The sequence below is a fragment of the Gluconobacter kanchanaburiensis NBRC 103587 genome (assembly GCF_007988905.1).
GTDB classification, from domain to species: domain Bacteria; phylum Pseudomonadota; class Alphaproteobacteria; order Acetobacterales; family Acetobacteraceae; genus Gluconobacter; species Gluconobacter kanchanaburiensis.
Window position 1 is genome coordinate 111588 of record NZ_BJVA01000002.1, and the last position, 13530, is coordinate 125117.

The following is a 13530-nucleotide window of genomic DNA, read 5'->3' on the forward strand; positions in this document are numbered from 1 at the left end:
TGCCTGAGGCGGCCGATACTTTTTCTCACACCATACCCGCCTACCGTTCGAGGGGAATATTTCGAAGAAATCTTAATGGTTTAACATTCCCATTTTCATATATCAGGACATTCATCAGAATTATTTAAATATCCAAAAAAAATTATCGCCGATTTTTGAAGTCATTGGAAAGAATCCATCCAGAATGAAAGAAATTTTGTTTTTAGAAAAAATAGCCTCAGACATAACGTTCACAGGAAAATTGCAATCACACTCTCGTGAATCCAACTCCGAATCATGACGCATATTTCCAGAACGCTGGTTGCATTCAGAGCATCGTTTACGTCTCCGGAGACTGAAAATCTTTTTAAAAGCTATCCCATGCCAGTTCATGCACATGCTCTTAGACATCTTTTGACATGGGGAACTTACTTGAGCCTGCTTGATTTCCGCGCGCCGCGTTCACGAAAGTTTTCGGGACGTGGATATCTGTTTCTCGGAACGGCCTTGGGTCTGTTTCTGCTGGGGAGCAGAGCGAGGGCTGACGACGATATTGTTTCGAAAATGGAACAGGAAATGAGTCGCCTTCAGGCGGCGCAAGCCCATGTGCAGGAAGAGCAGCGCGCCATCAATCACGACATGGCCATACTGAAAGAGGAAATCGCGCGACACCATACGTCGGCCGGCGGCGCTTCAAGTGTTTCCCATGGTGTCGTGGCTGGAGGCCCTGCCGCCCATCAAATTAGTGAACCGCTCTCCGAATCTTCCGGTCATGCTGGTCGCGTGACGACAGCAGCGCTTCGTCGTCACGCGACCAGCACAGGTGAAGCTGTGACGCCTGTTCGGAACATTAACACGACTTCCAAGGAGAGGCATGGATCGGAGTCCGCTTCCGGTATGCCACATGGCGGCGTAGCACGTCGGGACCTCTCCCTATCTCCCACTGGCCGCGGCCTCGTCGATACCGACAAGGGATCGGAGTTTGATGTCGTGGGTCATCGCGCCGAAGATGTCGTCGTTCATTTCGCGGAAAACGGTGTGGGTCCCCATCCGCGTGAAACGCTCGGCGCGCAGGCCGCCGGTGCGGTAGGCGATCACGGCGTCTTCCATCTCGGGCCAGTCACGCTCATGCTAGGCGGCTTTGTCGATACGGCAGCCGTGCTCGAAAACCGCCATATCGCCTCCGACACGTTCAACTACTGGCAGGACATGCCGTATCCGAACGAGCCGCGCTATCACACCAACAATTTTGACGGCGGCGCCCGCTACAGCCGCCTGTCCCTGCTCGCACGTGGAAATATCAACTCCGAAGCGACGATTTCCGGCTTTTTCGAATCCGATTTCGGTGCGGGCGCGGTCACTACCGACCCTTATGAAAGCAACAGCTATTCCTTCCGTCTCCGCCAGGCGTACCTTGCCTATGATGACAACAAGGCGGGCTGGCATTTCCTTGGCGGTCAGGCGTGGAGCCTCCTGACGCCGGGCCGTGCGGGTATCGTCGCGCGACAGGAAAGCCTTCCGGAAACGATTGAAGCCTCCATGCTCGCGGGCCAGACCTGGTCGCGACAGTGGCAGGTCCGTATCGTGAAAGACTTCTTCCATCACCGTCTGTGGACCGGCCTTTCTATCGAAAATCCAGCCACGCTCTATGACACGACCGGCTTTTCCACCAGCAACGGTGCTGTGTCGATGCCCAACGGCTCCACCGTCACGATCGGCGAAAATGGCGTCGGCCTCACCAACGACACAACCAATTTCTCCAACGAAATCGCACCCGACGTCATCGGCAAGGTCGCCTATGATCCCGTCTGGGGCCATTATGAAATGGAAGGCATCCTGCACTTCCCGCATGACCGCGTGACGATGGGCCATACCGGCCATAACAACACGGCTATTGGCGGTGGCGCGGGTGGCTCCATGATCCTGCCGCTCATCCCCGGCAAGGTGGAACTGCGGATGGCGGGCCTCGCGGGCTGGGGCATCAACCGTTACGGTTCCGTCCTTCTGCCCGACGCCACGATCAAGGCCAATGGCAGCCCGGACCCTCTCTTCGGCGTTCAGGCGCAGGCCGGCGTCATCGCGCACCCCAATCCGCGCATCGATGTCTATGGTTATGTCGGCACCCAGCGGGTCGGCCACTCCTATTTCAATTCAAATGGCGCGTCCTATGGCTATGGCAATCCCGGCTATTCCAATGCCGGTTGCCTTCAGGAACTCTCCACGCTGGCCTGTACGGCCAATACACGCGCCGTCTCCGAAATCACGATTGGTGGCTGGTGGCGTTTCTTCAAGGGCCGTTTCGGAACCGTCGAAGCGGGCACGCAGCTCGCTTATGCGCGTCGCCAGATCTGGTCCGGTATCGGGGGGGACCCGCATACCAGCATGAGCCAAATCTTCTTCGATTTCCGCTACCTGCCATTCCAGTAAAACCCGGCGTCCCAGTCAGGCTTCTGTCCTGTCCGGGACGGTTTTTCTGTCAGTGCCGAAAAACCGCGCATAGAGCGTTGGCAGAACGAAGAGCGTAAGGAGTGTGGAGGAGACGAGCCCTCCGATCACGACGGACGCCAGAGGGCGCTCCACCTCCGCGCCCGATCCGCCCGAGAACGCCATCGGGAAGAAACCCAGACTGGCCACGGATGCCGTCGCCAGAACAGGCCGCAACCGGCTTCGGGCTGCCTGAAACGCCGCATCTGCCGCCGCCAGCCCCTGCTCCCGGAATACGCGGATCTGGCTGACCAGCACCACACCGTTCAGGATCGCCACACCAAAGAGTGCAATAAAGCCGATCCCCGCCGCGATGCTGAACGGCAGCCCCCGCAGCGCCAGCATGAAAATACCGCCTGTTGCCGCCATCGGCAGATTGGCGAATACGAGCGAGGCCGCGCCGAACGACCCCAAAGCTGCCACCAGCAGCAGGAAAATCAGCGCCAGCGCGATGGGCACGACGATGAACAGCCGGTGCAACGCGGATTGCAGGTTCCGGAACTGCCCGGCCCAGACCATCCGGTAGCCCTGCGGCATCTTTATTTTCTGCGCCACTGCCTGCTGGGCCGCCGCCACGAACGAACTCACATCCCGCCCGCGGATATTGGCCTGCACGATCACCCGACGGTGAATATTATCCCGGTCAATCCGCGCCACGCCGTCCGAAAGCGTGATATCCGCGACCTGCGACAACAGGACCCAGCCTCTCCCGTCGGCACGCCGCACCTGTAGATGTCCAATCCGCTCCGGAGAGCTGACAGCGTCTTCCCGCAGACGAACCTGCGTAGGAATAATTGCCCCCTGAACCGTTACGGGTTTGCCCACATGCCCACCCACGGCCTCCACCACGGCCAGAACATCCGGGACCGAAACCCCGAGCCGACCCGCCGCATCCCGATTCACGTCGATATGCAGAAACGGGACCGTGCCACTCCCCTGCAGGGCGACGTCGGCCGCGCCGGGGACGGTTTTCAGAACGCCGACAATCTGCCCCGCGATCCGGTCCAGCTCCGCCAGATCGTCACCATAGACCGAGATCGCAAGCTGCGTCCTCACACCTGCCAGAAGGTCATCCATCCGCATCTGGATCGGCTGGGACCAGGAATAGGCGGCATCGGGACGTGCCTTCTGAAGGGCGTCATTGAACGCCGACACCAGTCCGGCCTGTGTCCGGGCGGTTTTCCACTGGTCATGCGGCCGCAGGAAAATGAAGGTGTCCGTCTCGTTCGTGCCCATCGGATCGGTCGGGATCGCCGCCGTGCCCGTGCTGCTGACGACGGTCCGGACCTCCGGAAAGGAACGCAGGATTTTCTCCTCTGCCGTCACACCGTCCAGAACCGTATCGAGGGACGCGCCGGGCAGTCGTGTCGACGTCAGGACGAGCGACCCTTCTTCAAGCTGGGGCACAAACTCTCCGCCCAGTCGTCCGCCCACGACCATCGCCAGCAGAAATGCCGCCACCGTTACGACCAGAAGTCGCCCGCTATGGTGCTCCGTCCAGCGCAGGCCGGGTTCATACCAGCGCCGGATCTGCCGCACGAAGGCCGTTTCCCGATCGTCCTGTCGCGCGCGCATCACAAGAGCCGCAAGGACAGGCACGCAGACGAAGCAGTAGGCCAGTGAGGCCAGGAGCGCCATGATGACCGTCTGCGCCATCGGCCGGAACATTTTGCCCTCGATCCCCTGGAGGGTCAGCACCGGCAGATAGACCATGACGATGACGAGGATCGCGAAACTGACTGGCCTTACCACAGCTCTGGCGGCATCCGCCGTCAGTTCGGTGAAAGGTTTGCCCGCCCGGTTTTCGCCCCGTTCGACCATGATATGTTCGACCACGACGAGCGAGCTGTCCACAATCATTCCGAAGTCGATCGCGCCCAGACTCAGCAGATTGGCCGAGACGCCGAACAGCCGCATCCCAGCCATCGCCGCCACCAGAGACGCCGGAATGACGGACACGATCACCAGTGCCGCCCGCCAGTCTCCCAGAACGACCACCAGCACGACGAGCACCAGAATTGCGCCGATCAGCAGGTTTTCCTTGACCGTATGAATCGTCTGGCCCGTCAGGTCCGCCCGGCTGTAGAACGGTTCCAGCGTAACGCCCGGCGGAAGCGACTGACGGATGGCCGGCAGGGCACGCCTTATGGAATCCAGCGTCGCATTCGAACTTGCGCCGGTCTGCATCATCACGACACCAATGACCGCCTCGCCCTGCCCGTCCCGCGTTACCGCGCCGAGCCGTGTGCGGGGTCCTGCGGACACAACGCCCATATCCCGAAGACGGATGACGTGACCATCAACGCCGAATTTCACGGGTATGGCGCCGAAATCCGCCAGACTACCCACGAGTGCACGCCCGACCACGACGTTCTGTTCGGCATGATGCGCAATCCAGCCACCGCCTGAGGAGGCATTATTGGCATCCACCGCCTGCACGATATCGCCAACCGAAACACCAAAGGCCCGGATCCGCGCAGGATCGACCGCCACCTGGTAGGTCTCGACCGCGCCGCCATTGACGTTGACGTCCACCACACCCGGCACAAGCCTGAGCTGCGGTACCACCGTCCAGGTCATGAGACGGTTCAACTCCATCAGGGAGTGGCCGGCTCCCCTGATCTGGAGTTGCATGATCTCACCCATGCCCGTCGCCAGCGGTCCCATCGACACGCCGATCCCGGGTAGCGTGATGCTGTCCCGTGCACCCTGCAGCCGCTCCGCGACCCGGGCACGGTCCAGATCGATATCGGTCGCGTCATCAAACTGGAGATAGACCGCCGACACACCGGTTCGTGACACGGAGCGCAGGTCCGTCACCCCCGGAATGCCCGTCAGGCTGGCCTCGACGGGAAGGGTAATGAGTTTTTCAACTTCTTCCGTAGCCAGTCCGGGCGCTGTAACCGACACCATCACCTGCTTGGGAGAAATATCCGGCACAGGCTCGACCGGCAGACCGGGCACCGTCATCAGACCGCCGATCATGAGTGCAACAAGCAGTCCCAGCAGGACCAGACGGTTGGACTGGAAAAGGCGCAGCATGAATCCGTTCAGTCCGTATCCAGCCCGCTGAGGAGCGACATGGATTTCAGCGCGAAACTGCCCTCCGTTACCACCCTGTCACCAGCACGCAGAGGACCTTCCACAACGATATCATCATCAGTGGCGAGTCTGACCTTCACTTCACGGGGCGCATACTGCCCCTCGGCCGTCTGGACATAGACGAGATCGTGCCCCTCGATGGTCTGGAGGGCCCCGACAGGCACGATCAGACCGTCAACGGCCTCGCTGGTTTCCAACGCAGCGTCCAGCATGATACCCGGCCTCAGAAAAGCCGAGGGCTTCTCCACCACACAGACCACGCGTACCAGACCCGTCACCGGGTCCGCCACGCCATCAATGGTTGTGATGTTTGCGCGGAACGGCGCGATATGGGCATTGCCAGAAGGTCTGACGGTTACGACGGCGCCCGAAGCAATGCGCGATACTTCGTCGGGCCGAAGATCCGCGACGATCCAGACTCCCGAAAGGTCCACGACCGTCGCCACGGCCTGCCCCGGCGTTACATCTGACGCCACGGATGTCTGGATGGACTGCACCACGCCACGCACGGGCGAAATCAGCGTCGACGCCTCGTCCTGCACGATTTTTTCCGTCACGGAGGTGAATTCCTCCGTCAGGCGGTGCTCGATCAACCCGATATCCGCTTCCCGCGCCACAACCATGCTGCGCGCCTGCTGCACCGCCGCCTGACGACGCCTCACTTCTCCGGCGGACACTGTACTACCGACAAGGGCCTGCCCACGCCGGTACGCGAGTTCGGCCTCGCCGAGCGCCGCCTTCGCCGATACCAGCGCCGCCTGGTTCTGCTCCATCTGAAGGTGTAGGACATGCAGTGAATGATCAGTGTAATCAATGAGTGACTGACCCGGCGCCACGGCCTGCCCGGGTGTGACATGCACCGCCGTGACCTTTCCGTCGCCACTCGTGCGGATGATGACCGTCCGCGACAGATCCGCACTGACCCGCGCCAGAGCCGGGATGGTGTCATGCAGCGTACCCGAGCGAACCAGTGCGGTTCGCAGACGCTCGCCTTCGCGCGCCTCGCCCCCCAGCTTCAGAGGCTGCATCCAGTCCGGCCTCCCGGCGCTTCCTTCGCCGGCCCGGGCCATGCCGAACGTACAGACAGTAAGGCCGCACACCAGAAAACGCATCAGCCGGCTCATGGAATGGTCCCCGTGGCGATCCCCATCCGGATGACTGCCGCATGCCAGGCAATCTCCGAACGGTTGAGATCCAGAAGTGCACGATACGCATCCACCCGCGCACGGAGCGCCTCGATCAGTGGCGTTTCTCCGACCCGCCAGGAGCGCTCCATCCCGTCGGCCCGGCGCAACATGGAACTGGCCTCAACCCTTGAATTGGACAGGGTCGCGGTTGCAGCCACCAGATGCGCCCGGACCTGGGCCATCTCGTTACGCACGGCGCGGCGCGCTTCGACTTCCTGCCGTGTGGCCGCAGCCATAGCGTCGCGGGCCGCGGTTTCACGCGGCGTATTCGTTACGGCACTCGGCAGGGGCACCCGGAGGTTCACTCCTACCTGCGTATCCCATGGGCTCTGATACTGCCCCTGATCGATAGCGGCGACGCCGATTTCAGGGTTGGGCATGAAGCTGCGGCGCACCAGTTTCATCTGGTCCTGCGCCGCAATCACCGCCTGATGCGCCGCGCGCACCCGCGGGTCGATATCCTCGACCCAGCGTGAGTCACCGGCGCGTGTCCGGGACAGCCACTGCTCGTCCGCCTGCGTGATATCCGGCACCCCCGGCAGGCCTGTCAGGGTTCGCAACTGGCTCGACGTGGTTTCAGTTTCCTCGAGCGCCATATCCGCTTCGCTCCGCGCCTGGGCAAGCTGGGCCTCAACGGCCTGCCGGTCCGAAACCGCGATTTCTCCGGCATGTTCGGCCCTCTGCACATCGCTCTCGATCCGCCGCAGGGCCGCCACCGTGGCCAGAGCGGCCGTCCGGCGGCGCATTGCCATGATCACGGCTCCCGTCGCGTCCACGACCCGCACCGCAATCGACATCCGCTCCACATCAAGGCGGACCAGCGCCGTTTTCGCCTGGGATTTCGCAACGTTTTCCGTGGCCGTTCCCTGCCCCGGCAGCCACAGCGGCACAGAAACGCCTCCCTGCCAGGTGATATATCCATGATTGGAGCCGCTGATGCGATCATCATAATAATCGCCTGTCAGGGTGGGGCCGCCGGCAAACCAGGACTGTGCTGCTTTCGCCCGCGCATCCGCGGAGTCCTGATTGATCTCAAGCTCGGCCCTGACCGGATCTGCCTTCCAGGCGGCCGCAATCGCATCATGGATAGACAGTGGCGCTCCCAGCCCCTCTGATGCACAGGCAGGCAACACACCACAGACCAGCGTCAGAAGCCAGAAGACTCCCGCATGGCTGCGCCACGCCTGCGCGACAGGAAGGGAAGGAAATGCCATTCCCGTCTATTCCCCTTCCCCGCCGGACGTGTCAACGCAGACCCATCCGCCCGGCCGTGTCGATTGCCGGTTTCCCCAAACGGTCTTATGACACAGGAAATAAGATCCATTCTCAACTGATCCCATTTCCCGGAGTGCTGTTTCATGCTCATCCATGTGCCCGGCGTTCTTTCGCCTGAAGAAGTCCGGTATGTCCGCGAGCGGCTGGAGGCCGCCGAATGGACCGATGGCCGCATTACTGCGGGCGAGCAGTCCGCAAAAGCCAAGCTGAACCTCCAGATCCCACAGGACTCCTCCGAATGCCGTGAACTTGGGGAAATCGTCCTGCGCGCGCTTGGCCGGAATCCGACCTTTAACAGTGCTGCTCTCCCCCTGCGGGTCTACCCGCCGCTGTTCAACCGCTATGACACCGGCATGCATTTCGACGCCCATGTAGACAATGCCATCCGGCCGATCCCCGGCGCGGGCATGCGCATCCGTACCGACGTTTCGTCCACGCTCTTCCTGACCGGACCGGACGACTATGAAGGCGGAGAGCTCGTCATTCAGGACACATACGGCACCCAGAGTGTCAAACTTCCCGCTGGAGATATGGTCCTCTATCCCTCGACCAGCCTGCACAGCGTCAACCCCATCACAAGCGGCAGTCGCTGGGCGTCGTTCTTCTGGTCGCAGTCCATGGTGCGCGATGATACGAAGCGCAGACTGCTCTATGAATTCGACTGCTCCATTATCGAAACACGCAAAGCGCTGCCCGACAGTCACCCCGCTGTTCTTGGGTTGACCTCGACCTATCATAATCTTCTGCGACAATGGGCCGAACTCTGACCCCGACGACCAACCCTCGAACCTTTACTCTGTGACTCCAAATAAAAACTAACACAATAACCTGAAGAAAAAGATATACCAGACAAGTCCCGAAAATTTCTTTCGAAATGACCATCATAGCCTTTTAACGAACGCTTAATTATTATAGGATAATACTCAGGCCTCCTATCGAGAGAGTCAACCTGAGTGATGGAAAAACATGAGGATGCAGGTAGAAATACCCTAAGCTATGGGAATCACTGGCCCCAGAGCTCACGCGATGACTTCGTGCTACATGCTCTGGACTGCTCCGCCATCGTCGCCGTCACCGATACGAAAGGACGAATTCTTTCCGTCAACAGCCGGTTCGAGGAAATCAGCGGTTACAGCCGCCACGAGCTCATCGGCAATGATCATCGCATGCTGCGCTCCGGTCAGCATGACAGAAAATTTTTCCGGAACATGTACCGGACAATTGCCTCAGGTCATGTCTGGCACGGCGAGATCTGCAACCGCCGACGGGACGGGTCTTTCTACTGGGTCGATACGACCATCGTTCCGCATGTCTCCGAAAACGGCAAGGTTACAAGCTATGTCGCGATCCGTTTCGACATCAGCTCGCGCAAACAGGCCGAACATCATCTGAAATCCAGCCGCCAGAAGCTTCAGAAAGCCGTCAATACCGACTTCCTAACGAAAATTTCCAACCGGCTTCATTTCTCCCACACCCTGCGCCGTGTTCTCCGGACGAGCACAGCCAGTCATATCTGTCTGGCACTGCTGGATGTGGATACCTTCAAGACGATCAACGATACATCCGGCCATGACTCCGGTGACCGTCTGCTACGGAAGGTCGCGGAAAAGCTCCAGTCGTTCCAGAGCGAGCACTGCTTCATCGCCCGCATCGGGGGGGATGAATTCGCCATTCTCATGACGGGCAGCATGCCCTCAGCATTCGAAGCGATTCTCGAGGATATTCTGGCCCGGATGCGTTTCAGCTTTCGCAGCCGCACCATCAACCATGCCTGTACGGTCAGCATCGGCCATGTCTGCGTTCCACTGGCAGATGCCCGGGAGAAATCTCTTCTAAAATGTGCGGACCTGGCTCTTTACGCCGCTAAGACCAGCGGGAAAAACCGTATCCGCGGCTATCATCCCGTCATGGAAGAAAAACAGGATCTTGCGGCCCGTCTCCGCCGACGTGTCCAGACCGGGCTCCGCAACCAGAGCATTTCGGTTTTCTACCAACCAATCTTTTCCTTGAACATGCCAGGACGCATTTCCTTCGAAGCGCTCCTCCACTGGGACCACCCGCAACACAAAGTCCTTTCCCCCCAGTATTTCCCGGAAATCTTTGGAGACCCCCGTCTGGCCTTGGCCCTCAATACGTTCGTGACACATCAGGTCATGAAGGACATGCGCCGCCTGCATGAACAGAACATCAGTTTCGAACGGATCGCCATCAACGTGATGTCCTCCGACCACGAGGGCACGGAAGTCTTCCGCAAAATCGCCTCATGCGCCGAAGAAATGGGCGTTCCTCTTGATGCCCTGGCTCTGGAAGTGACGGAGAATATTTTCGCCCGTCCCCATCACAAACAGATCGAGGACGAACTCGACACCCTTCACCGCAAGGGCGTACAGATTTCTCTTGACGATTTCGGGACGGGATTTGCGTCCCTGACCCATCTCAAGACAATCACGTTCGACTATGTGAAAATCAACAGGGCTTTCGTAGCAGGGCTCGAACGCCATGGAACCGATGCCGCGATTATCCGGGGTGTGATCGATATCGTCCATAGCCTGGGTCGAAAGGTCGTGGCTGAAGGCATCGACAATGCAACGCAGGTTCGCGCCCTGTTGGAGATGGAATGCGATTTCGTACAGGGAGATTTTCTGTGCGAGGCGGTACCGGTCATCGATATTCCGGCCGCTCTGGAAAAGATCCGCTGCAAGGCACTCCTGTAAAAAGCCCCACAGCAGGATCACCCTGACGGATCGCTGGATCCGTCAAGGGAAGGTCTCAGAAACGCTGATCAATACCGGTTAGAATCGTGCGGCGCAGACCATATTGTGGCGCGCCCACACCGATGCCACTGCCATCACGCAGCAGATATGTACGATCGAACAGGTTCGTCACGTCCAGACGCAGTTGGGTGCGCTTGAGGAAGGGCACATGGAACAGATTGTTGAACGACTGGACGAGTGAGAGGTTGAACGTCGCATACTGCGGGACGGAAGCCCCGTTCGGCGTTGCGCCATCGGCACGCAGGCCACTGCCGTAAACCATTGTGGCGGAGAGACGCAGCGGATGGCCCGTGCGGTGGAAGAACGAATAGCTTCCGCCTGCCGAAGCAGTCCAGCGCTGGTCATGATCCAGATGGATCCAGTGCTTGCTGGTATAGGCCAGATCATCCGGATCAAAGTTCCACTGGGCAGTGGTGATGTCCTTACCGATAGCCCGCGACCACGAGAAATTGCCGTACACACTGAACGCGCCCCGGGTGTAGTCGGTAGCAAATTCGTATCCGTTGACCTGACCGCGCCTGTAGTTAAACGCCGAGAGAATGACCGGAGAGCCGAACTGCCCTTCATCGATCATGTTCTTGGCCAGTTTCACATAGGCATCGAACGACGCATGCCAGCCGGGCAAAATCGTCTGGGAGAAGCCCGCGTCGAAGTAATGGTCACGCTCTGCCTTCACGTTGCTGTTTAGGAACGTGCCCGGGGCGGCGGATGTATTGACGAACTTGTTGAGCGACGTGCCACCAACCAGTTCAAACGGCGGCGGCGTGAAGTAACGCGAATACCCCGCATGGAACGTACCACCGCGCCAGGGCTTGTAGACGATGTTCAGACGCGGGCTGACCTGCTTGGCGTGCGTGTATTCATCCACACCATCAAAGCGCAGACCGTAATTGACTGTCAGGTTCTTCACAGGACGCCACTCATCCTGCGCGTATAGTCCGTACATCCAGCCCGTGCGGCCCGTTCCGTCATGGATGGTCAGCGGATTGTCGGAATAAACCGCATCACCGTCCGCATCCTCGCCACTCTGGGGGTAAACGGTCGAATCCGACTTGGACACGTTCCGCTCCACATAGATCTGATAGCCGAAGCGAACCGTATGGTCCTTCGCGGCCTGCCAGGTCGCGTCCGTCTGTGTTCCGGTTGAGAAGACCGAACGCGCCGCACGCTGGGCAATACCGTTATAGATCAGATCGCCCAGCGGGTCGGGCGAATAGCGCAGGGAGCTGTAACGCATGACGGCGGAGGTCTGGAAACTCAGCTTTCCCATGTCTTTCTGCAGGGACAGAATGCCGAAATCCGTGATTTCCTTCTGATGCTCGGTTAGGCTGGAGCTGTCACCGTTGCCATAGAGTTTCTGGGACAGATCACTACTGGCAAAGGACGGGCTGGCGAACTGACGCTGCTGTCCCGGATTATTGGGAAGCTGGTACTCCGCATTGGAAACGCCGGCCGTAAAGCTGATCCGGGTGTTTTCATCGACCGTGTAACGACCATGCCCCAGAAAATGATACTGATTGGTCAGGTCATGCAGGGCGTTGAAGCTCGACGTTGTATTTTCGATCCCGACACGGTTGTGAACGAAATCACCAGTGGCGAACCAATCCCACTTTCCGTGATGTCCCCCGAACTGAGCGGACGGGAAGAAATAATCTCGTGCCCCGCCGTAGATCGAGACGTCGCCACCGGCATCGGAATAACCGTTCTTCGTTGTAATATCGATCACACCAGCCTGAAGGAAACCATACTCGCTCGGAAGGGCACCCGTCGTCAGCGACATGGAATGGGCGAAACGCGTCATGAGCGTCTGTCCGAAAACGCTCATACCTTCTGGAAGCGCCACACCGTCGAGGCGGAACTGAACTTCGTTATGGTCGCCACGGATATGGATCTGGCCATAGCTGTCCTGGGCAACACCGGGTGCCTGAAGCAGCAGACTGTTCATACCCGCGTTGTCGCCGCCCGGATTGGTCTCGATAGCCTGCCGCGAGAAGTTGTATGTCGTGGCACCAGTGGAGGGCTGGAGCGCGGCGCGCGCGCGTTCGAGATGGGCGTTGACACTGACATTGTCCTCACCGAGACGGCTGACTTCGGTGGTCGTCGTTCCATGTTCGTTATCGGAATGACCAAATCCGGCGCGTCCGACGGTGCCGGCGCTGTCTTCGACCGGCCCTGAAACTGGCGTCGAAACTGGTGCCGAAACCAACCTGGCGACCGCAGTGCGAACAGCGGGCTTGGCTGCCGTCGTTTTTGTCGGGGATGCGGACGTGGTCATCTCCGTCATGGTCTGGGCAAACGCCGGACCGGCCAGGGCTGTAGTGCACCCCAGAAGCAAAACAAAGGAACGCGCGGACACGAAGGATGGCATGAAACCCCCGGTTAAGGATGAAATCTGGCGATGAAAAGAGATCGGACGGAGTGGCATCCGGATCGGGTCGATCTTTTAGGATGTTATATCATAACAATTCAAGGGGTTTTACGCCTTAGGGCAGCTCTATTATAAGCACGCCTGTCCCAATCGGTTTGCGGTGTGTCTTTCCGGCACGATTCCGCTTTTTGTTTCTTTCTGGAATCTCCTGTGACCCTGCCGCTTCGCAAGGCGCTTTTCCTGAGCGCCACCCTCCTTGGGCCCTCCCTTTCCGCCGTATCCGGCGCCTGTGCGGCACCTCATGCAAAACAGACGGGCGCGCAAACCGGACATTCCGTGCCGCCAAAACACTCCTTTCCGT

7 protein-coding genes are annotated in these 13530 nt (G+C 59.5%); 3 read left to right on the forward strand and 4 right to left on the reverse strand.

Annotated features, from left to right (window positions below):
• Window positions 1-411: 411 nt before the first annotated feature.
• Window positions 412-2406 carry a hypothetical protein gene (locus tag GKA01_RS02185; protein ID WP_146858789.1) on the forward strand — a complete coding sequence of 665 codons (1995 nt, stop codon included), beginning with the start codon at window positions 412-414 and terminating at the stop codon, window positions 2404-2406.
• A gap of 15 nt (window positions 2407-2421) precedes the next feature.
• On the opposite strand, the gene GKA01_RS02190 is transcribed toward GKA01_RS02185, so the two are convergent.
• From GKA01_RS02190 to GKA01_RS02200, 3 genes are read right to left on the reverse strand one after another with little or no spacing between them, the layout of a single operon-like run.
• Window positions 2422-5505 carry an efflux RND transporter permease subunit gene (locus GKA01_RS02190; protein ID WP_146858791.1) on the reverse strand — a complete coding sequence of 1028 codons (3084 nt, stop codon included), beginning with the start codon at window positions 5503-5505 and terminating at the stop codon, window positions 2422-2424.
• Window positions 5506-5513: 8 nt separating this feature from the next.
• Window positions 5514-6689, reverse strand: a complete 1176-nt coding sequence (locus GKA01_RS02195) for an efflux RND transporter periplasmic adaptor subunit (RefSeq protein WP_146858793.1) — start codon at window positions 6687-6689, stop codon at window positions 5514-5516.
• Entirely contained in the window at window positions 6686-7966 is a 1281-nt protein-coding gene (locus tag GKA01_RS02200) for a TolC family protein (RefSeq protein ID WP_146858795.1), read from the reverse strand. Before GKA01_RS02200 ends, GKA01_RS02195 begins: the two co-directional genes overlap by 4 nt.
• Window positions 7967-8110: 144 nt before the next feature.
• Between GKA01_RS02200 and GKA01_RS02205 the strand changes: the two genes are divergently transcribed.
• Together GKA01_RS02205 and GKA01_RS02210 are read left to right on the forward strand one after the other, a co-directional pair.
• Complete coding sequence (locus GKA01_RS02205) at window positions 8111-8794, forward strand: Fe2+-dependent dioxygenase (protein WP_146858797.1); 684 nt, start codon at window positions 8111-8113, stop codon at window positions 8792-8794.
• A gap of 189 nt (window positions 8795-8983) precedes the next feature.
• Entirely contained in the window at window positions 8984-10741 is a 1758-nt protein-coding gene (locus tag GKA01_RS02210; protein WP_146859112.1) for a putative bifunctional diguanylate cyclase/phosphodiesterase, read from the forward strand.
• A gap of 55 nt (window positions 10742-10796) precedes the next feature.
• Here GKA01_RS02210 and GKA01_RS02215 read toward each other — a convergent pair whose 3' ends face one another.
• Window positions 10797-13169 carry a TonB-dependent receptor gene (locus tag GKA01_RS02215; RefSeq protein WP_146858799.1) on the reverse strand — a complete coding sequence of 791 codons (2373 nt, stop codon included), beginning with the start codon at window positions 13167-13169 and terminating at the stop codon, window positions 10797-10799.
• Window positions 13170-13530: the final 361 nt, after the last annotated feature.

Excerpts from the sequence above, each read along its gene's own strand:
- GKA01_RS02195 (WP_146858793.1), bottom strand. The coding sequence starts at position 6,689 with ATGAGCCGGCTGATGCGTTTTCTGGTGTGCGGCCTTACTGTCTGTACG.
- GKA01_RS02215 (WP_146858799.1), bottom strand. The coding sequence starts at position 13,169 with ATGCCATCCTTCGTGTCCGCGCGTTCCTTTGTTTTGCTTCTGGGGTGC.
- GKA01_RS02205 (WP_146858797.1), top strand. The coding sequence starts at position 8,111 with ATGCTCATCCATGTGCCCGGCGTTCTTTCGCCTGAAGAAGTCCGGTAT.
- GKA01_RS02210 (WP_146859112.1), top strand. The coding sequence starts at position 8,984 with ATGGAAAAACATGAGGATGCAGGTAGAAATACCCTAAGCTATGGGAAT.
- GKA01_RS02190 (WP_146858791.1), bottom strand. The coding sequence starts at position 5,505 with ATGCTGCGCCTTTTCCAGTCCAACCGTCTGGTCCTGCTGGGACTGCTT.
- GKA01_RS02200 (WP_146858795.1), bottom strand. The coding sequence starts at position 7,966 with ATGGCATTTCCTTCCCTTCCTGTCGCGCAGGCGTGGCGCAGCCATGCG.